Source organism: Pseudonocardia alni (assembly GCF_002813375.1).
GTDB lineage: Bacteria > Actinomycetota > Actinomycetes > Mycobacteriales > Pseudonocardiaceae > Pseudonocardia > Pseudonocardia alni.
Genome location: NZ_PHUJ01000003.1, coordinates 1,940,873 through 1,959,780, shown reverse-complemented (window position 1 = coordinate 1,959,780; position 18,908 = coordinate 1,940,873). Strand labels below are relative to the sequence as shown.

Genomic DNA, 18,908 nt, shown 5'->3' with positions numbered 1-18,908 from the left:
CGTGCGCACGCACGGCTCGACCCCCGAGCCCGAACGACAAAGGAGTCGATGATGACCCTGCAGCAGGATTCGGTCGCCACCCCCACCGACGCCGACGGCCGCGTCACCCGGCCGATGACCGGCGACGAGTACATCGAAAGTCTCAAGGACGACCGTGAGGTCTACCTCTACGGCGAGAAGGTCGCCGACGTGACCACCCATCCGGCGTTCCGCAACGCGGTACGGATGACCGCGCGGCTCTACGACGCGCTGCACGACCCGACCCGCGCCGAGAAGCTCACCGTCCCCACCGACACCGGCAGCTCCGGCGTCACCCACCCGTTCTTCCGGACCCCGCACTCGGTCGAGGACCTGCGCAAGGACCGCGAGGCGATCGCCGAGTGGGCCCGGATGACCTACGGCTTCATGGGGCGCAGCCCCGACTACAAGGCCGCGTTCCTCGGCACCCTGGGCGCGAACTCCGAGTTCTACGACCCCTACGCCGCCAATGCCCGGCGCTGGTACGAGGAGTCGCAGGAGAAGGTCCTCTACTGGAACCACGCGATCATCAACCCGCCGGTCGACCGGCACCGCCCGCCGGACGAGGTCTCCGACGTGTTCATGCACGTCGAGGAGGAGAACGACAACGGCGTCGTCGTCTCCGGGGCCAAGGTCGTCGCCACCGGTTCGGCGATCACCCACTTCAACTTCCTCGCCCACTACGGCCTGCCGATCAAGAAGCGCGAGTACTCGCTGGTCTGCACCGTGCCGATGGGTGCGCCCGGGATGAAGCTGATCTGCCGGCCGTCCTACGCCCAGCAGGCCTCGATGATGGGCACCCCGTTCGACTATCCGCTCTCCTCGCGGATGGACGAGAACGACACGATCTTCATCCTCGACAAGGTGCTCATCCCCTGGGAGAACGTGTTCATCTACGGCGACGCGGAGAAGGCGTCGACGTTCTTCCCCGGGTCGGGCTTCCTGCACCGCTTCACCTTCCACGGCGTCACCCGGCTCGCGGTCAAGCTCGACTTCATCGCCGGCCTGCTGATGAAGGGCCTGGAGGTCACCGGCTCGAAGGACTTCCGCGGCGTGCAGACCCGGGTCGGCGAGGTCATCGCCTGGCGCAACATGTTCTGGGCGCTGTCGGATGCGATGTGCGCCAACCCCGACGAGTGGGTGGGCGGGGCGAAGCTGCCCAAGCTCGACTACGGCCTGGCCTACCGCTGGTTCATGACCCTGGGCTACCCGCGGGTCAAGGAGATCATCATGCAGGACCTGGGCGCCTCGCTGATCTACCTGCCCAGCCACTCCGCGGACTTCCTCTCCCCGGAGGTCCGGCCCTACCTGGACAAGTACGTCCGCGGCTCGAACGGCTACGAGGCCGTCGACCGGGTCAAGCTCATGAAGCTGATCTGGGACTCGATCGGCTCGGAGTTCGGCGGGCGCCACGAGCTCTACGAGCGCAACTACTCCGGCAACCACGAGGGCGTGCGCGCCGAGCTCCTGTTCGCCGCCGAGGCGTCGGGCACCGCGTCGGCGATGAAGGGCTTCGCCGAGCAGTGCCTCGACGAGTACGACCTCAACGGCTGGACCGTGCCCGACCTGATCAACAACGACGACGTGCGGCTGTTCGGCCGCAGGGTCGCGGAGGGGGACGGGTCATGACCACCACCGACCAGGGCACCGCACCGTCGGGCGCCGAGCTCGCCGGGGCCAACGCCACCGAGTCCGCGCGCCTCGGTCTGTCCAGCACGCGGGGGACGCCCGGGACCGGCGCCGACGCCGACCGCGTCGCCGCCGTCGTGGGCGCCGCGCTGGAGGGCATCCGCGCCGCGATCCGCGACCACAAGGTGACCTACTCCGAGTTCGACGCGTTCAAGCGCTGGCTCATCGAGGTCTCCGACACCGGCGAGTGGCCGCTGTTCCTCGACGTCTACCTCGAGTTCGAGGTCGAGCGGGTGGCCGCCGAGTCCCAGCAGGGCTCGACCGGCACCATCCTCGGCCCGTTCTGGCTCGACGGCCAGGTCCGGCTGCAGTCCCCGGCGACCCTGCCGATGCGCGAGGACGAGCCCGGCACCCCGCTCGTCCTCGCCGGCCGTGTGACCGGCACCGACGGCACGCCGCTGCCCGGGGCGACGGTCGACATCTGGCACACCGACGACGAGGGCTGGTACTCCGGCTTCGCCGACAAGCCCCCGGCCGGGAACCTGCGCGGCGTCGTCGCCTGCGACGAGCAGGGCCGGTTCGAGATCCACACCCGCAAGCCGGCGCCGTACACGATCCCGCTGGACGGCCCGACCGGGAAGCTCACCACGATCGCGGGATGGAGCCCGTGGAGACCGGCCCACCTGCACCTCCTCGTCTCCGCCCCCGGGCATCGCACGGTCACCACCCAGCTGTTCTTCACCGGTGACCCCTACCTGGACTCCGACGTCGCCTCGGCGACCAAGCCGGAGCTGGTACTCGACCCGCAGCCCACCGGCGACGGCGACGGGGTCCGCTCGGACCACGACTTCGTCCTCGAACCCGAGTAGTCCGAACGGGTGGGCGGGCCCCGGCACGGGGCCCGCCCACCCGTCGGCGCAACCGTGACGTGGAGGTCCCGGTCATGACCGCCGTCCAGGCACCCGGCCGCACCCCGGGCCGGCCCGTCGTCCCGCTGTGGTGGGGCGTCGACGCCGTCCCCGACTCCTTCGGTCCCTGCGTGGTGACCGTCGGTGTCTTCGACGGCGTCCACCGTGGCCACCGACGCCTCATCGACCACGCCCGGGCCGTCGGGCGGGAGCGGGGGCTCCCGGTCGTGCTGCTCACCTTCGACCCGCATCCGGCCCGCGTGCTCGGGGTCGACCGCGACACCGCCGTCCTGACCACCGTGGACCGCCGCGCCGAGCTCGCGGCCGCCGCCGGCGTCGACGCGGTCTGCGTACTGCGCTTCACCGCCGGGCTGGCCGCCCGGACCCCGGACGAGTTCGCCCGCGACGTCCTGGCCCGCGGGCTGGGGGCCGCGGCGGTCGTCGTCGGCGCGAACTTCACCTTCGGCGCCCGCGCCGCCGGCGACGTCACCACGTTGGCGACCCTGGGGACGGGGTTCGGCTTCACCACCCACGTGGTGCCGCTGCTGCGCGTGGTCGACGCCCCGTGCTCGTCCACCCACGCCCGGCGGTGCATCCGGTCGGGCCGGCTCGACGCCGCGGCGCGGTCCCTCGGCCGCCCGCACCGGGTCGACGGCGCCCGCCGCGGTGACGTCGTCCGTCCCGAGCCCGGGACGGCGCTCCCACCGCCCGGCCGCTACCACGGCCTCGTCGACGGCAGGGCGGCCGACGTCGAGGTGCTGCCCGACGGGCAGGTGCGGATCGTCGCGGCCGCGGGGGACCGGCCGTCACCGGACGGTCCGGTCTCGGTCGTCTTCGCCGGGGACGGCGGCGCGCTCCGATGACCACCGCGGAGCAGCGCCTCGCCCGGCTGGAGGCCATCGAGGAGATCCGGGCCCTCGACGCGCGCTACTGCCGGGCCCTCGACGACGGCGACTGGGACACTTTGGTCTCGCTGTTCACCGACGACGGCGAGTTCGTCGGCCTCCGCCACGTACGGGGCCCGGTCGGTCTGCGCCGCTTCTTCGCCGGCCTGGCCCGTGAGGGGCTCACCTCGTTCTGGCACCACGTGTCCAACCTGGAGGTCGAACTGGACGACGACGACGCCGTCGACGGCGAGCCCGCGGCGGCGCGTGTCCACTCGCTGCTGTGGCAGCCCTGCGTCCGCGACGGGGTGCCGCACGTGGCCGCCGGTCGCTACGACGACCGCGTCGTGCGACTCGACGGTGCGTGGCGCTACCGGCGCAAACGCGTCTCGTTCGACTACTTCGCCCCGCTCGCCGACGGCTGGGAGAAGGGCGTGTTCAGCGTCGAGGACGCGGCCGCGACCTTCCGGACGGGCGCGTCCGAACCGGAGGTCGAGTTCGTCCACGCCCCGATCGACCTCGCGCACCGGATCGACGGCCGCGAGGGTGCCCCCGTCCTCGTGCTCGGACCGTCGCTGGGCACCGACCTGCACCTGTTCGACGAGCAGGTCGACGCCCTGGCCGACGACTTCCGCATCGTGCGCTACGACCTGCCCGGGCACGGCGCGAGCCCGGCACCCGCCGGGCCGTACACGATGGCCGGCCTCGCGCGCGACGTCGTCGCGCTGCTCGACCGGCTCGACATCGACCGCGCCCACTACGCGGGGGTCTCGATCGGCGGCGCCATCGGCCAGCAGATCGCCCTCGACCACCCGGGCCGTCTCGAGACCCTCACGGTGATCGCCTCGGCCGCACGTTTCGCCGAACCCTCCAGCTGGCCGGCGCGTGCGCAGGAGGTCCGCGCGAAAGGGACGGCCGCGATGATCACGAGCCGGGCCGGGGTCTGGTTCACCCACGACTTCGTGCGCACCCGCAACGAGGAGGCCGTCCGTCTGCTGCGGATGCTCGGGGCGACCGACCCGGAGGGCTACGCCGGATGCTGCGAGGCGATCGGCGCCTTCGACGTCCGGCGACGGCTGGCGGAGATCACCGTCCCGACACTCGTGATCGCCGGTGGCGCCGACCCGGCCACGCCGCCGGAGATGGCGAAGATCGTCGCCCACGGGGTGGCGGACGGGCGCTACGTCGTCATCGACGGGGCCGCGCACCTCACCAACGTGGAGGCGCCCGGGCGGGTCACCGCGCTGGTGCGGAGCTTCGCCTCCGGCCTGCGCGGCGGCACCGCCCCGATACCGGGCGGAGGAGAGATTCGAGGAGGTCGGCGCGCGAGCCACTCCTGATCGTGGCGGGTACCGTCGCCGCGTGCTGCCGCTGGCCGCGGCCTTCCGCACGACCAGGACCCGGTCCGCGATGCTCGGTCCGGAGGGGGCCCGCCGTCGTCACGCACTGGACGTCGTCCCACCGGAACGCCCGGGCCCCTAGGCCGGGGTCCGGCGGTCAGGTCGCGGCGAGCCGGTCGGCCAGCTCCCGGCACACCTCGTCCAGGGTCGCCAGCCCGGCGGCCACCGCGGGCCGGTGCCGCGCACCGGCGCGGACCGCGGCGACCACCCGGCGGATCGGCACCGGCGGCGTGCCGATCCGGATGCGCCGGGTCTCGTGCCGGGCCGGGACGTCGGCCAGGCGGGGGACCAGCGCGACGCCGAACCCGCGGGAGACGAGCGCGGCGCCGGTGTCCCACTCGTCGGCGTGGTGGGCGATGTCGGGCGTGAACCCCGCGCCGGCGCAGGCCATCGTCACGAGCTGGTGGTAGGCGCGTCCCGGGTTGCTGCAGATCCACCGCTCCGCGGCCGTGTCGGCCAGTGCCACGTCCGCGCGTCCGACCAGCGGGTGGTCCGGGCCGACCAGCAGGTCCAGGGGCTCGTCGAACAGGGTCCGCTGGTCGAACGCCGGGTCGGTCACCGGCGGGAGGCTCGACGTCGCGACGACCACCACGATGTCGGTGTCACCCGCGGCGAGCAGGTCGAACGCCCGGGCCGGCTCGCACTCCCGCAGCTGCAGCTCCCACCCGGGGTGGGCGGTGCGCAGCCGTCCCAGCACCTCCGGCACGACGGCGGCCGCCGCGGTGGAGAACCCGCAGAACCGCAGCGCCCCGCCGGTGTCGCCGTCGCGGTGGGCCGCCAGGTCGGCCTGCGCCCGTTCCCACTGCGCCCGCAGCGTCTCGCCGTGCGCCAGCAGGGTCCGCGCCGCGGCGGTCAGGCGCACCCGTCGCCCGTCGGGTTCGAGCAGCGTCACCCCGAGCTCGCGGGCCAGCGCCTGCATCTGGTGCGAGGCGGACGACGGCGTCATCCGGCACACCTCGGCCGCCGCGGTCACCGTCCCGTGCCGGGCGATCGCGGCCAGCACCCCCAGCCTCCGGTCGATCATTCGCGGAACGTACAAGATTCCGGGTCCGATTCTGTGATGGACCTGAATGGTTTCCGGCGCCCACCCTGTCGTCGTCAGCACACCGCGGAACGACAGGAGCACGACGGATGGGTGCGTACCGCGCGATCGTCATCGGCCTCGGGGGGCTCGGCTCGGCCGCGCTGCACCGGCTCGCCACCGAGCTCGGGCCGGGGGTACTGGGCCTGGAGCAGTTCGCGCTCGGCCACCACCGGGGCGCCTCCCAGGACCACTCGCGGATCATCCGGCTCGCCCAGCACCAGGACGCCTACGCCGCCCTGGCCGCACCCGCCTACCGGGCCTGGGCCGCCGTCGAGGAGGAGTCCGGTCAGCGGCTCGTCACCCGCACCGGCGGGCTGGTGATCGAGGACCGGGTCGCCCGCGCGGGCACCGCGACCGGCACCCGCAACATCGAGGGCTACACCGCGCTGTTCGACCGCCACGGCGTCGGCTACGAGCTGCTCGACGCCGACGCCCTCACCGGGCGCTGGCCCCAGTTCCGGACCTCCGGCGGCGAGCAGGCCCTCTACCAGGAGGACTCCGGCATCGTCGACGCCGCGCGGGCGAACGCGGTGCACGTCGCGCTGGCCCGGGCGCACGGCGCCGAGGTCCGCCCGCACACCCCGGTCCGGTCGATCCGGGCCGACGGCGGCGGGGTCGCGGTCGTCACCGACGGGGGCACCCTGCGCGCCGACCGCGTCGTGCTGGCCGCCGACGCCTGGACCAACCAGCTGCTCGCCGGGGTCGGACTGCGGCTGCCGCTGACCGTGCTGCGCGAGCAGGTCACCTACTACGCGACCCCGCACCTGGCCGAGTTCTCGCCCGGCCGCTTCCCGGTCTTCATGTGGCACGGCGAGCACAACTTCTACGGCTTCCCGGTGTACGGCGAGGTCGCGACCAAGCTCGGTCAGCACATGGGCGGCGAGGAGACCACCGCCGACGGCCGCTCGTTCGATCCCGACCCGGTCCGCCGCGAGCGCTACGACGCCTTCCTCGCCCGGCACCTGCCGCGGTTCCGCGGTCCGGAGCTGTATTCGAGGACCTGTCTCTACACCGTCCCGCCGGACCAGGACTTCGTCCTCGACACCCTGCCCGGCACCCCGCAGGTCGTCGTCGCCATCGGGGCGGGGCACGCGTACAAGTTCGCCGCGCTGATCGGTGGGCTGCTCACCGACCTCGCTCTCGGGAAGGAGCCGGCGCATCCGGTCGACGCCTTCTCCGTCACCCGGCCCGCGCTGACCGACCCCGCCTTCGGGCGCAGCTTCCACACCTGAGCCCGTCCGTCCCGCGACGAGAGGAGACCCCCGTGAGCATCGACCTCCCGGTCACCCCGGGCCCGGCGCCCGCCCCCCACGACGCCCTGCCCGCCCGGCCGGTCGACCCCGCCACGTTCGGCGACGAGGCCACCTACCGGCACACCCGCCTCCCGGTGGACCAGGCGTCGACCCTGCTGCCCGACGCCTACACCTCACCGGAGTTCTTCGCCCTCGAACGGGAGCGGGTGTTCGCGACCGGCTGGGTCGCGGTCGGCCTCACCGCCGACGTCGACCGGCACGGCGCCTGCATCGTCGTCGAGGTCGCGGGGCGGTCGGTGATCGTCACCCGCAACCGGCACGGTGAGCTGCGCGCCTTCCACAACGTCTGCCGCCACCGCGCCACCCGGCTGCTCGCCGCCGACGCCCGCGAGGTCGGCAGGCGCGGCCGCATCCGCTGTCCGTACCACAGCTGGACCTACGACACCGACGGCGCGTGCCTGGGCACCCCGCTGTTCGAGGGCTCCGACGTCCCGGCCGGGCAGGAGCCCGTGTTCGACACCTCGGTCGCCACCGGCTTCGACCGCGCCGACCAGGGGCTGCTCCCCGTCGCCGTCGACAGCTGGGGGTTCCTGCTGTTCGTCCACCTCGGCCGCGACCCGGGCCCGCTGCGCGAGCAGCTCGGTGACCTGCCCGCCCGGTTCGCCGACCACCGGCTGGAGACCTGGTCGCCCCGCCGTCGCCGCCGCTACGACGTCGCGGCCAACTACAAGCTCGTCGGCGAGAACTTCATGGAGTACTACCATCTGCCCTGGGTGCACCCCGAGCTCAACCGGGTCTCGCGGTTCTCCGACCACTACCGCTGGCAGGGCCCCGGCATGTACACGGGCATGTGCACCACCCCGGTGTCGCGCAACACCGAGGCAGGCGGCTGGGACGGCCCGGCGCCGCTGAGCACGCTCGGCCCCGACGACGCGGACAGCGGCCGCTTCGTCTGGCTGTTCCCCAGCTGCGCGCTGGTGGTCCTGCCCAACCACGCCTTCGTGCTGCTCAACCGCCCGGTGGCGGCCGGCCGGACGGAGGAGACCGCGGTGCTGCTCACCCACCCCGAGTTCGTCGACGACGAGGACGGCCGCGCGGGGCTCGACCAGCTCGAGGCGTTCTGGGACCTGGTCAACCGCCAGGACCTGGAGATCGTCGAGCGGGTCCAGCAGGGCCTGGTGGACCCGGCCTTCCGCGGCGGCCGGATGTGTTTCCGCTTCGAGGAGCCCGTCCACCGCTTCCAGAACATGGTCGTCGACCGGATGGTCGGCCTCGACCGGGTCCCGGCCGGCGACGACATCACCGCCGTGCGGATGTTCCCGGACCCGAACACTATCGTCTGATACCTGTCTTGTGACAGCTATTCGGGTACCGTGACGGCGTGGACGACGACCAGGAGACCCGGCTGTTCGAGCTGGCCGACCGCATCCTCGCGGTCGGCAGGCTCATCCACGCGTCGAAGGAGCCCGCGTTCGCCGGGGAGAGCTGGACCCCGCTGGAGAGCGCGGTGATGCGCGTGGTCGACCGGGAGCCGGGCATCACCGCCGGTGCCGTCGCCCGGGCGACCCGGCTGATCTCCAGCAACACCAGCCGGGCGCTGCGCAACCTCGAGGCCAAGGGCCTGGTGCGGCGCGTGTCCGACCCCGACGACGCGCGCCGGGTCCGCCTGTACCCGACCGACCGCGCCGAGCAGAACCTGCGCGAGCTGCGTCGCATCTGGAGCGAGCTGCTCGCCGGGGTCGCCGACGACCCCGCGGGGATCGACACGGCCGTCGTCCTGCTGCGCCGGATCGAGAACGGGCTCGCCGGCGACCCCCGCATCGATACCCAGGAGCAGACATGACCGACCGCACCGCACTCGTCGTCGGGGCCTCGCGCTCACTCGGGCTCGCCCTGGCGGGCGAACTCGCCGAGCGGGGGTTCGACATCGTCGCCACCGTGCGTGGTGAGACCCCGGAGGCCCTCGCGGCACTCGCCGACCGGGCCGGGCGGGTGACCGTCGAGCACCTCGACATCACCGACACCGGGCAGATCGACGCGCTGCGCGAGCGGCTCGGCGGCCGCCGGATCGACCTGTTGTTCGTCAACGCCGGCATCACCGACGCCGACGTGCCGGCCGCTCAGGTGCCCACCGAGGTGTTCGTCGAGGTCATGGTGACCAACGCGCTGAGCCCGATGCGGGTCGTCGAGGGGCTCGCCCCGCTGGTCCCGCCCACCGGCACGATCGGTGTCATGTCGTCGCGGCAGGGCAGCATCGGGTTCAACACCCGGGGCGGGCACGAGGTCTACCGGGCGAGCAAGTCCGCGCTCAACCAGCTCATGCGCAGCTACGCCGCCCGGACGGCGCAGGACCCGCGCACCCTGCTGCTCCTGCACCCGGGGTGGGTGCAGACCGAGCTGGGCGGCCCCGGGGCCCGGCTGACCGTCGCAGAGAGCGCGCGCGGGGTGGCCGAGGTCCTGGTGGGCCACGCGCACGACGGCGGCCTGCAGTTCCTCGACCACACCGGAGCGGTCGTCCCCTGGTGAGCCCCGGCACGCCTCACGGTCAGGACAGGTGTGACACCTCCGGCCGGGACTTGTGGCCCTCGTCGTCGCCGACCGCACCCTGGGCGCCCCGCGTGTCGCACTCGGTGCTGCCGGCGACGCCGAGCCTGATCACGACCGACTTCGACGCCGGCTGGTTGCTCTTCAGTGCGGTGGCGTCGAGCGGGACCAGCGGGTTCGTCTCCGGGTAGTACGCCGCCGCGGTGCCCCGCGGGACGTCGTAGGCGACCAGCCGGAAGCCGGGTGCGCACCGGACGTGCTCGTCGCCCTCCCAGCGCGTGATCAGGTCGACGTGGTCGCCCTCGGTGTACCCGAGCGCGGCGATGTCCTCGCGGTGGCAGAACACGACCCGCCGTCCGCCCTCGATGCCGCGGTAGCGGTCCGACAGGCCGTAGATGGTGGTGTTGAACTGGTCGTGGCTGCGCAGGGTCTGGAGCAGCAGGTGCCCGTCGGGCACCTCCAGTACCTCGATCGGGGACACCTCGAACTCGCCGCGGCCGGACGCGGTCTCGAAGGTCCGCGAGTCCCGCGGCGGGTGCGGCAGGACGAACCCGCCGGGGCGGCGGACGTTCACCTCGTAGCTCTCGCACCCGGTCACGACGCGGGAGATGTGGTCGCGGATGCGGCGGTAGTCCCCGCGCATCGCCGCCCAGTCGATGCCGTACCGGTCGCCCAGGGTGGCCTCGGCGATCCCGGTGATGATCGCGACCTCGGAACGCAGGTGCGGGCTCGCCGGCGGCAGCGGGCCGCGGGACGAGTGCACCGAGCACGTGGAGTCCTCGACCGAGACGAACTGCGGTCCGGACTCCTGGACGTCGCGCTCGGTCCGGCCCAGGGTGGGCAGGATCAGCGCGGTCCGGCCGCCGTGCAGGTGCGACCGGTTGATCTTCGTCGAGATCTGCACGGTCAGCCGGGTGCCGCTCAGCGCCGCGGTCGTGACGTCGGTGTCCGGTGCGGCCTGCAGGAAGTTGCCGCCGAGGCCGACGAAGACCTTCACCCGGCGGTCGCGCATGGCCCGGATGCTGTCGACGGTGTCGAAACCGTGTGCGCGGGGCGGGTCGAACGCGAACTCGGTCTGCAGGGAGTCGAGGAAGGAGTCCGGGACGCGTTCCCAGATGCCCATGGTGCGGTCGCCCTGGACGTTGGAGTGGCCGCGGACCGGGAACAGCCCGGCGCCCGGACGACCGATGTTGCCCTGGGCCAGGGCGACGTTGACGACCTCCTTGATCGTCGCGACGCCGTTGCGGTGCTGGGTGAGGCCCATCGCCCAGCAGAAGACGGTCTTGCGCGAGTCCCGCAACAGGGCCGCGGCCCGGGTGATCTCGGCCCAGGACAGCCCGGTGGACCGGGTGACGGCGTCGCGATCGATCGAGGCGACGTGCTCGCGCCAGGCGTCGAAGCCGGTGGTGTGGCGGTCGAGGAACTCGTGGTCGAGGGCGTCCCACTCGACGAGCAGCGAGCCGATGGCCTGGAACAGCGCCAGATCGCCGTTGACCCGGACCGGCAGGTGCAGGTCGGACATGTCGGTACCGCGCCCGAGCACCCCCTGGGGGGTCTGCGGGTTCTTGAACCGCATCAGCCCGGCCTCGCGCAGCGGGTTGATCGTGAGGATCGTGGCGCCGTTCTTCTTGGCGTGCTCGAGCTGGGTCAGCATCCGCGGGTGGTTGGTGCCCGGGTTCTGCCCGGCGATGACGATGACGTCCGCCTCGAGCAGGTCGGGCAGCGTCACGCTGGCCTTGCCGATCCCGATCGACTCCTGCAGGGCGATCGAGGTCGACTCGTGGCACATGTTCGAGCAGTCCGGCAGGTTGTTCGTCCCGAACGCCCTGGCGAAGAGCTGGTAGACGAACGCGGCCTCGTTGGACGCACGCCCGGAGGTGTAGAAGGTGGCCTCGCCGGGGTCGTCCAGGCCGTTCAGCTCGTCGGCGACGAGCCGGAACGCGTCGTCCCAGCCGATCGGCTCGTAGTGCGTGCCGCCGGGGCGTCGCACCATGGGGTGGGTGATCCGGCCCTGCTGACCGAGCCAGTACTCCGACCGGTCGTCGAGCTCGGCGACGCTGTGGCGGGCGAAGAACTCCGGTGTCGCCCGCCGCGTCGTCGCCTCCTCGGCGATCGCCTTCGCCCCGTTCTCGCAGAACTCGGCGACCGAGCGGTGCCCTGGGTCGGGGTCCGGCCAGGCGCAGCTGGTGCAGTCGAAGCCCTCGGCCTGGTTCAGCTTCAGCAGCGTGCGGGCGGTGCGGGACGGACCCATCCGCTCCAGCGACCGCTTCATCGACACCGCGACGGCCGTCGCACCGACGGCGTGGTCCTCGGGCGACCTGACCTCCAGGTCGGCCTCCGAGTAGTCGTCGCTGTGTCCATCCATGGGGCAACCTCCACCGTCGACTGCTGGGTGACGCCGTGCCGGCGCCACACCCGTTGTGGAGGCCCTACCCGGCCGGTGGGATCCCAATCGTCCGAGGACCCGATCGTGACTGCGTCGACGAGGTCTGCCCGGGCCGCCCAGCCGCCACGGCGACCGGGTCGTCGTCCCCGACACCATCGACGCGCGGGCGGTGTCCGGCCTCATGGGCACGCCGTGCGCGGCGCGGACGTGGGGCCCGACCTGCGGCGCGCGACCGGCGAGGTGCCGCTGAGCGGTGCGCTGCACGACGCCGACCGTGAGCGCGTCCCGGGGCTGCGGCGACGATCCCGCATGCCCGGGCGCTGCCGGAGGGCCCGCCCGCCGAGGTGCCCGACCGCCTGCTCGAGCACGCCGAGCACGAGCGGATCGACGCCGAGCCCGTGGATCAGCCGCAGGCGGCGAGCACACCGGCTGCTGCCAGCGGTGCGGTGGCCTCGCCGACCGTCGCGAATCCGTCGCCGCGGGTGTCGCCGCGCAGGTGCCGGGCATGGATGCCCTCGGCGATGACGGCGACCTTGAGGTAGGCCAGGCCGCGGTGGAACGCCCAGTCCCGCGGCTCGCGCCCGGACGCCGCGGCGTAGCGCTCCACCAGCTCGTCGGCACCCGGCATCCGGGGGCTGGTGGAGGCCGCGGCCCCGGCCAGGACCGGGGCGAACACGGGGTCGCCGTAGACGACGTGCAGGGCCAGGTCGGCCAGCGGGTCGCCGAGGGTGGCCATCTCCCAGTCGACCAGGGCGCGCACCACGGTGGGGTCGTCGCGGTCGAGGATGGCGTTGTCGATACGGAAGTCCCCGTGCACGACGGCGTGGTCGCTCTCGGCCGGGCAGGTCGCCTCGAGCAGGCCGTGCAGGGTGTCCACGTCGGGCAGCTCGCGGGTGGCGACGCGCTGCCACTGGCCGTACCAGCGCTCGACCTGGCGGCGCAGGTACCCGGCGGGGCGGCCCAGCTCGGACAACGGACCGGTGGAGACGTCGACGGCGTGCAGCGCGGCGAGGGTGTCGACCAGGGAGAACGCGGTCGCCCGCACGCCTGCGTCGTCGAGGGCGGCGAGGTCGTCCTCGCTGCGCACCACGATCCCGTCGACGAACCCGGTGAGCGCGAACGGCACCCCGAGCACCGCGTCGTCGGCCAGCGCCACCGCCGGTGCCACCGGGACCCCGGACCCGGCGAGGGCGGCGACGACCCGGTACTCGCGGCCCATGTCGTGCGCGGACGGGGTCAGCGTGCCGAGCGGGGGGCGGCGCAGGATCCAGACGTGCTCGCCGTCGGTGACCCGGTAGGTGAGGTTGGACCGCCCGCCCGAGACGAGTTCGGCGGTGACCCCGCCGCGGTAGCCGTCGACGTGCCGGCGCAGGAACGCGTCCAGCGCGGTCAGGTCCAGGCCGTCGGGGCTCATCGGGTGGCCCGCGCGACGGCGCGGCGGGCGATCGACCAGCGGTGGGTCTCCGAGGGGCCGTCGTAGATGCGGAACGGGCGCACCTCGCGCAGGAACCGGCCCAGCAGCACGTCCCCGGAGACGCCGCGGCCGCCGTTGAGCTGCAGGGCCCGGTCGACGACCCGCCACACGGCCTCCGCGGTGAAGGTCTTGGCGATCGAGACCTCCATCCCGGCGGGGCGGCCCTGGTCGAGCTCCCAGCAGGCGTGCAGGATCAGCCCGCGCGCGGCGGCGATGTCGATCTCGTTGTCGGCGATCATCGCCTGCGCCATCCCGAGGTCGGCCAGCCGCGACCCGAACACCTGCCGCTCCGCCGCCCAGGCCACGGCGATGTCCTGGGCGCGGCGCGCGATGCCCAGCCAGCGCATGCAGTGGGTCAACCGGGCCGGGCCGAGACGGACCTGGGCGTAGCGGTAGCCCTCGTCGACCTCACCCAGCACGGCGTCGTCGGTGACGCGGCAGTCGGAGAACTCGACCTCCAGGTGCCCGCCGTAGAGCGACTCGTCCAGCGTCGGGATGTGGCGGCCGATCGTCATCCCGGGGTTGTCGGCGTCGACGAGGAACATCGTCGCACCACCACGGTCGCCGGGCACGCCGCTGGTGCGGGCCATGACGATGGCGAACGCGGCGCCGTCGGCGCCGGTGATGAACCACTTCCGGCCGTCGATCCGCCAGCCGCCGTCGACCCGGGTGGCCGTGGTGGACAGCGCGTCGGGGTCGGACCCGGCGCCGGGGGAGGGCTCGGTCATCGCGAAGCACGAGCGCACGTCCCCGGCGGCGAGCGGGGCGAGGTAGCGGACCTTCTGGTCCTCCGAGGCGATCCGCTCGAGCAGGTGGATGTTGCCCTCGTCGGGGGCGGCGATGTTCAGCGCGATCGGGCCGAGCAGCGAGTAGCCGGCCTCGGTGAACACCGCGGCGCGGCCGCACATGTCCAGGCCGTGCCCGCCGAACTCGGGGGCGGCGTGCGGGGCGAACACGCCCGCGGCGCGGGCGGCGTCCTGCAGCCGGACCCGCTCCCCGTCCGACGGCAGGACGCCGCCGTGGGCCTCCTCGACCGGGACCACCACCTCCCGGACGAAGCGTGCCGTCCGCTCCGCGAGGTCCTGCACGTGCGCGTCCTGGGCGAGGTCGACCGCCATGTCTCCTCCATCGGCTAATGATTGTTAGCCATCTTGTAGCAGCATCGCGGCAGCCGAGGACAGCGTCGGGAGCCACATCTCACATCGCGGCTATAGACTGCTAGCCGTGCGGAGTGATCAGATCCGGTCGGCGGCGCTGGCGGAGTTCGCCCGCCGCGGCTACGAGGCGACGACGATGGCCGACATCGGAGCCGCCGTCGGGATCCGCGGGCCGAGCCTCTACAAGCACGTCCGCTCCAAGCAGGAGCTGCTCGCCTCGGTCATCGACGCCACCATGGACGCGCTGATCCGCGAGCACGACGCCGCGGTGGCCGGGATCGACGACCCGGTCGAACGGCTGCGCCGCGCCGTCGAGGCGCACGTGCGCTTCCACGCCCGGAACCGGGTGGAGGCCTTCGTCGGTAACCGGGAGCTGCGCAGCCTGACCGAACCGCACCGGTCGGAGATCCTCGCCAGGCGCGCCGACTACGAGCAGCGCTTCCGGCGGCTGATCGCCGACGGTGCCGACGCCGGGGTGTTCTCGGTCGCGTCGCCGCAGCTCGCGTCGTACGCGATCCTCGACCAGGGGATGGGCGTCGCGGTGTGGTTCCGCGACGATGCGGGCCCGGGGGAGAACGAGGTCGCCTGGCAGCTCGCGGAGTTCGCGCTGCGCCTCGTCGGGGCCGGGCCCGCCGCGCTCAGGCCCCGGTGAACCGCGGCCGCCGGCGCTCGGCCGGCGCCCGCGCGCTCCAGGATCGGCATCCGGGCGCCCGGCCCTGAACCGCGGGGTGGGGACACGGACCGTCGTCACCCGGGCCGGCGTGGTGTCCGCCGACGACGACCGGGTCACTGCCCTGCTCTACTTCACGCAGGAGGCCGCCCGCACCGGCGAGCCGCCGCGCACCACCGCGGGCCGCGCCGAGGTCACGGTCGAGCGGGTCGACGGCCGGTGGCTCGTGTCGGACCTGCGCAACTTCCAGGCGAGAAGGAGACGTGACCCCATGACGGGTGTCGAGGTGAAGGTCGAGGGGCTGACGAAGTCCTTCGGTCGGGCCAACATCTGGTCGGACGTGAGCCTGACGCTGCCCGCGGGCGAGGTGTCGGTGCTGCTCGGGCCGTCGGGTACCGGTAAGTCGGTGTTCCTGAAGTCCCTGATCGGGCTGCTCAAGCCGGAGCGGGGGTCGATCGTCATCGAGGGCGTCGACCTGTGCAAGTGCTCGGAGTCGGAGCTGTACGAGATCCGGAAGCTGTTCGGGGTGTTGTTCCAGGACGGTGCGTTGTTCGGGTCGATGAACCTGTTCGACAACATCGCGTTCCCGTTGCGGGAGCACACGCGCAAGTCGGAGTCGGCGATCCGCGACATCGTCATGGAGAAGATCGACATGGTCGGTCTGGTCGGTGCCGAGGGCAAGCTGCCGGGTGAGATCTCGGGCGGTATGCGTAAGCGGGCGGGGCTGGCGCGGGCGTTGGTGCTGGATCCGAAGATCATTCTGTTCGACGAGCCGGACTCGGGTCTGGACCCGGTGCGCACGGCGTATCTGAACCAGCTGATCATCGATCTGAACGCGATGACGGACTCGACGTTCCTGATCGTCACCCACGACATCAACTCGGCGCAGACGGTGCCGGACAACATCGGGCTGCTCTATCGCAAGCATCTGTCGATGTTCGGTCCGCGGGAGGTGTTGCTGACCTCCGACGAGCCGGTGGTGGCGCAGTTCCTGAACGGGCGTCGTGAGGGGCCGATCGGGATGTCGGAGGAGAAGGACGCCGCGCAGGCCGCCCGGGAGATGGAGGAGGCGGGTGGTGAGCTGGAGGGGCGTCCGGAGATGAAGCCGCAGCTCGTGGCGTCGACCGGGATGCCGGACCGGCAGGCGGTGCATCGCCGCCGTGAGCGGGTGCAGGCGATGCTGCACGAGTTGCCGGAGTCGGCGCAGGAGGCGATCCGGGAGCAGTACGCCGATGCCGACACGGCGTCCACCGGCCCGTCGCGGGACGGGACGACCCGGCAGGAGGCGCGAGCGGGCGACGACTGGCCCACCGACGTCCACCCGCGGGTCAGCGGCTGACGGAGGGGGTCCTGGTCCATCCCGCCGCGCGCTTCGACGGGACGACGCGCAGGGAGACCTGCCGGTGCAGGCTCAGCTCCCGGCGTCTCCCGAGGGCAGCGCCGGGTCCGCTTTGAGGGCGACCCCGGACAGCTTCAGCCGCCGCGCCTCGCTCATCAGCAGGGCGAGCGTGGTCGCGGCGGCGGCGTAGCCGGTGCCGTGCGGCGGGCGGACGTTGGAGATGCAGTTGCGCTCGGAGTCGCGGCGGCCCCGGTGGGCGTCGTAGGTGAAGTACAGCCCGAGCGAGTCCACCGAGCTCATTCCCGGCCGCTCCCCGACGAGCACGACGACGTGCCGCGCCCCCACCGCGGTCGCGATCTCGTCGCCGAGCGCGACCCGGGCCTGGGTGGCGACGACGACCGGCGCCACCCGCCACCCGTCGAGCCGGTCGAGGATCTCGGCGAGCATCCCCGGGGCGTGCTCGGCGACCGCGCGGGGCGAGAGCCCGTCGGCGACGACGAGCACCACGTCGTGCTCCCCGCGCGGCAGGTCGGCGCCGTCGGCGAGACGACGGCCCAGGTCGGGCCGGGTCAGGTACTCGGTGCGGTCGGCCGGGGCCCCGGCGGCGCGCAGCGTGTCCACCCCGAGCGCGGCGATCCGGTTGGTGAGCGCGTCGACGTCGAGCGGGGTGTGCACGGCGTCGCGCGCCGCGGCGTGCGCGGCGCGCAGCTCCAGCAGCCGCGCGGTCGGCAGCGCGTCCCCGGCCCGCCCGAGCGCCACCCGCGCCCGGGTGGAGGCCCGCAGCAGCTCCAGCGGGTCCGCCGCGCTCACCCCACACCTGCCGTCAGCGCACGGACCGCCGCGGGGGCCAGCTCCTTGAGCCGTCCGTCCGGTGCCAGCATGTCCATGGTGGACAGCCACCCCTCGAACTCGGGGGCGGGACGCAGGCCCAGCACCTGACGGGCGTAGAGCGCGTCGTGGAAGGACAGCGACTGGTAGTGGAGCATCACGTCGTCGCCGCCGGGCACGCAGATCACGAACGAGCAGCCCGCCGCGCCGAGCAGGGTGAGCAGGGCGTCGGTGTCGTCGGCGTCGGCCTCGGCGTGGTTGGTGTAGCAGACGTCGACGCCCATCGGGACACCCAGCAGCTTCCCGCACAGGTGGTCCTCCAGACCGGCGCGGGTGATCTGCTTGCCGTCGTGGAGGTACTCCGGCCCGATGAACCCGACGACGGTGTTGACCAGCAACGGGTCGAACGCGCGGGCGACGGCGTAGGCCCGCGCCTCCAGCGTCTGCTGGTCGACGCCGTGATGGGCGTCGGCGGACAGCGCGGAGCCCTGCCCGGTCTCGAAGTACATGCAGTTCGTGCCGACGGTGCCCCGGCCCAGCGACAGCGCCGCGTCGTGCGCCTCGCGCAGCATCGCCAGGGTCACCCCGAACCCGGTGTTCGCCGCCTCCGTGCCGGCGACGGACTGGAACACCAGGTCCACCGGGGCGCCGCGCTCCATGATCTCGATGGAGGTCGTGACGTGGGCGAGCACGCAGGACTGGGTGGGGATGTCGTAGCGGGTGCGCACCTCGTCGATCAGGTGCAGCAGGTCGGTGGTGCGCTGCGGCGAGTCGGTCGCCGGGTTGATGCCGATGACGGCGTCGCCGCAGCCGAGCAGCAGCCCGTCGACGATGGACGCGGTCACCCCGGCCGGGTCGTCGGTGGGGTGGTTGGGCTGCAGCCGGGTCGCCATCGTGCCGGGCAGCCCGACCGTCGAGCGGAACGCGGTGACGACCGGGGTGCGCCGCGCGACGGCGATCAGGTCCTGCAGCCGCATCAGCTTGGCCGTCGCCGCGACCATCTCCGGGGTCAGGCCGGGCGCGAGCGCGGTGGTGTCGGTGGACGGGTCGAGCAGATGCTCACGGAACCCGCCGACGGTCATCGACGCGACCGGGGCGAACGCCGCGCGGTCGTGCGAGTCCACGATCAACCGGGTCACCTCGTCGTCCTCGTAGGGGACGACCTGCTCGGTCAGGAACGTCGCGAGCGGCAGGTCGGCGAGCACCGTCTGGGCGGCCACGCGCTCGGACTCCGAGCGGGCGGCGACACCGGCCAGCACGTCCCCGGAGCGTTCCGGGGTGGCGGCGGCCAGCAGCGCCCGCAGGTCCGCGAACTCGTGGGTGTGCCCCCGACG

The 18,908-nt window shown here is 73.1% G+C and carries 16 protein-coding genes; 10 read left to right on the top strand and 6 right to left on the bottom strand.

Features of this window, described 5'->3' with window-relative positions:
* Positions 1 to 51 precede the first annotated feature (51 nt).
* The 4 genes from ATL51_RS09985 (at position 52) to pcaD (ending at position 4,779) form a co-directional block, all read left to right on the top strand.
* Positions 52 to 1,647 carry a 4-hydroxyphenylacetate 3-hydroxylase family protein gene (locus tag ATL51_RS09985; RefSeq protein WP_100880615.1) on the top strand — a complete coding sequence of 532 codons (1,596 nt, stop codon included), beginning with the start codon at positions 52 to 54 and terminating at the stop codon, positions 1,645 to 1,647.
* Entirely contained in the window at positions 1,644 to 2,516 is an 873-nt protein-coding gene (locus ATL51_RS09980; protein WP_100878451.1) for a dioxygenase family protein, read from the top strand. Before ATL51_RS09985 ends, ATL51_RS09980 begins: the two co-directional genes overlap by 4 nt.
* A 74-nt stretch (positions 2,517 to 2,590) precedes the next feature.
* Positions 2,591 to 3,418: an adenylyltransferase/cytidyltransferase family protein gene (locus tag ATL51_RS09975; RefSeq protein ID WP_100880614.1), complete on the top strand. Its 828-nt coding sequence runs from the start codon at positions 2,591 to 2,593 to the stop codon at positions 3,416 to 3,418.
* Positions 3,415 to 4,779 (top strand): 3-oxoadipate enol-lactonase, encoded by a 1,365-nt coding sequence (gene pcaD, locus ATL51_RS29365; protein WP_301548976.1) that lies wholly within the window; start codon positions 3,415 to 3,417, stop codon positions 4,777 to 4,779. The genes ATL51_RS09975 and pcaD overlap by 4 nt, the downstream gene beginning before the upstream one ends.
* A gap of 157 nt (positions 4,780 to 4,936) precedes the next feature.
* Here the strand turns inward: pcaD and ATL51_RS09960 are convergent, their stop codons facing one another.
* Positions 4,937 to 5,863 (bottom strand): LysR substrate-binding domain-containing protein, encoded by a 927-nt coding sequence (locus ATL51_RS09960; protein ID WP_100878450.1) that lies wholly within the window; start codon positions 5,861 to 5,863, stop codon positions 4,937 to 4,939.
* A 107-nt stretch (positions 5,864 to 5,970) separates the two neighbouring features.
* Between ATL51_RS09960 and solA the strand changes: the two genes are divergently transcribed.
* The 4 genes from solA to ATL51_RS09940 are packed head-to-tail and all read left to right on the top strand — an operon-like array spanning position 5,971 to position 9,702.
* Positions 5,971 to 7,155 (top strand): N-methyl-L-tryptophan oxidase, encoded by a 1,185-nt coding sequence (gene solA, locus ATL51_RS09955; protein WP_100878449.1) that lies wholly within the window; start codon positions 5,971 to 5,973, stop codon positions 7,153 to 7,155.
* A 32-nt stretch (positions 7,156 to 7,187) separates the two neighbouring features.
* Positions 7,188 to 8,519 (top strand): aromatic ring-hydroxylating oxygenase subunit alpha, encoded by a 1,332-nt coding sequence (locus ATL51_RS09950; RefSeq protein ID WP_100878448.1) that lies wholly within the window; start codon positions 7,188 to 7,190, stop codon positions 8,517 to 8,519.
* A 38-nt stretch (positions 8,520 to 8,557) separates the two neighbouring features.
* On the top strand, positions 8,558 to 9,019 hold the full coding sequence (locus ATL51_RS09945; RefSeq protein ID WP_100878447.1) for a MarR family winged helix-turn-helix transcriptional regulator: 462 nt from the start codon (positions 8,558 to 8,560) through the stop codon (positions 9,017 to 9,019).
* Positions 9,016 to 9,702 carry an SDR family oxidoreductase gene (locus ATL51_RS09940; protein ID WP_100878446.1) on the top strand — a complete coding sequence of 229 codons (687 nt, stop codon included), beginning with the start codon at positions 9,016 to 9,018 and terminating at the stop codon, positions 9,700 to 9,702. The genes ATL51_RS09945 and ATL51_RS09940 overlap by 4 nt, the downstream gene beginning before the upstream one ends.
* Positions 9,703 to 9,721: 19 nt before the next feature.
* On the opposite strand, the gene ATL51_RS09935 is transcribed toward ATL51_RS09940, so the two are convergent.
* From ATL51_RS09935 to ATL51_RS09925, 3 genes are all read right to left on the bottom strand, one after another.
* Positions 9,722 to 12,085, bottom strand: a complete 2,364-nt coding sequence (locus ATL51_RS09935; RefSeq protein WP_100878445.1) for an FdhF/YdeP family oxidoreductase — start codon at positions 12,083 to 12,085, stop codon at positions 9,722 to 9,724.
* A 424-nt stretch (positions 12,086 to 12,509) separates the two neighbouring features.
* On the bottom strand, positions 12,510 to 13,520 hold the full coding sequence (locus ATL51_RS09930) for a phosphotransferase family protein (protein ID WP_100878444.1): 1,011 nt from the start codon (positions 13,518 to 13,520) through the stop codon (positions 12,510 to 12,512).
* Positions 13,517 to 14,698, bottom strand: a complete 1,182-nt coding sequence (locus ATL51_RS09925) for an acyl-CoA dehydrogenase family protein (RefSeq protein ID WP_100878443.1) — start codon at positions 14,696 to 14,698, stop codon at positions 13,517 to 13,519. Before ATL51_RS09925 ends, ATL51_RS09930 begins: the two co-directional genes overlap by 4 nt.
* Positions 14,699 to 14,804: 106 nt before the next feature.
* On the opposite strand from ATL51_RS09925, the gene ATL51_RS09920 reads away from it, so the two are divergent.
* Both ATL51_RS09920 and ATL51_RS09915 read left to right on the top strand, forming a co-directional pair.
* Positions 14,805 to 15,389 carry a TetR/AcrR family transcriptional regulator gene (locus ATL51_RS09920; RefSeq protein ID WP_100878442.1) on the top strand — a complete coding sequence of 195 codons (585 nt, stop codon included), beginning with the start codon at positions 14,805 to 14,807 and terminating at the stop codon, positions 15,387 to 15,389.
* A 289-nt stretch (positions 15,390 to 15,678) separates the two neighbouring features.
* Positions 15,679 to 16,746 (top strand): ABC transporter ATP-binding protein, encoded by a 1,068-nt coding sequence (locus ATL51_RS09915; protein WP_100880612.1) that lies wholly within the window; start codon positions 15,679 to 15,681, stop codon positions 16,744 to 16,746.
* A 72-nt stretch (positions 16,747 to 16,818) separates the two neighbouring features.
* On the opposite strand, the gene eutC is transcribed toward ATL51_RS09915, so the two are convergent.
* The gene (gene eutC / locus ATL51_RS09910) at positions 16,819 to 17,556 is read right to left on the bottom strand and encodes an ethanolamine ammonia-lyase subunit EutC (RefSeq protein WP_100878441.1); all 738 of its coding nucleotides are present in this window, start codon (positions 17,554 to 17,556) and stop codon (positions 16,819 to 16,821) included.
* A complete protein-coding gene (locus tag ATL51_RS09905; RefSeq protein WP_392567397.1) occupies positions 17,553 to 18,866 on the bottom strand; it encodes an ethanolamine ammonia-lyase subunit EutB in 1,314 nt (437 codons plus the stop codon). The genes eutC and ATL51_RS09905 overlap by 4 nt, the downstream gene beginning before the upstream one ends.
* Between the last annotated feature and the right edge of the window lie 42 nt (positions 18,867 to 18,908).

Excerpts from the sequence above, each read along its gene's own strand:
- ATL51_RS09940 (WP_100878446.1), top strand. The coding sequence starts at position 9,016 with ATGACCGACCGCACCGCACTCGTCGTCGGGGCCTCGCGCTCACTCGGG.
- ATL51_RS09925 (WP_100878443.1), bottom strand. The coding sequence starts at position 14,698 with ATGGCGGTCGACCTCGCCCAGGACGCGCACGTGCAGGACCTCGCGGAG.
- solA (WP_100878449.1), top strand. The coding sequence starts at position 5,971 with ATGGGTGCGTACCGCGCGATCGTCATCGGCCTCGGGGGGCTCGGCTCG.
- ATL51_RS09975 (WP_100880614.1), top strand. The coding sequence starts at position 2,591 with ATGACCGCCGTCCAGGCACCCGGCCGCACCCCGGGCCGGCCCGTCGTC.
- ATL51_RS09935 (WP_100878445.1), bottom strand. The coding sequence starts at position 12,085 with ATGGATGGACACAGCGACGACTACTCGGAGGCCGACCTGGAGGTCAGG.
- ATL51_RS09960 (WP_100878450.1), bottom strand. The coding sequence starts at position 5,863 with ATGATCGACCGGAGGCTGGGGGTGCTGGCCGCGATCGCCCGGCACGGG.
- ATL51_RS09985 (WP_100880615.1), top strand. The coding sequence starts at position 52 with ATGACCCTGCAGCAGGATTCGGTCGCCACCCCCACCGACGCCGACGGC.
- ATL51_RS09915 (WP_100880612.1), top strand. The coding sequence starts at position 15,679 with ATGACGGGTGTCGAGGTGAAGGTCGAGGGGCTGACGAAGTCCTTCGGT.
- ATL51_RS09980 (WP_100878451.1), top strand. The coding sequence starts at position 1,644 with ATGACCACCACCGACCAGGGCACCGCACCGTCGGGCGCCGAGCTCGCC.
- ATL51_RS09930 (WP_100878444.1), bottom strand. The coding sequence starts at position 13,520 with ATGAGCCCCGACGGCCTGGACCTGACCGCGCTGGACGCGTTCCTGCGC.
- pcaD (WP_301548976.1), top strand. The coding sequence starts at position 3,415 with ATGACCACCGCGGAGCAGCGCCTCGCCCGGCTGGAGGCCATCGAGGAG.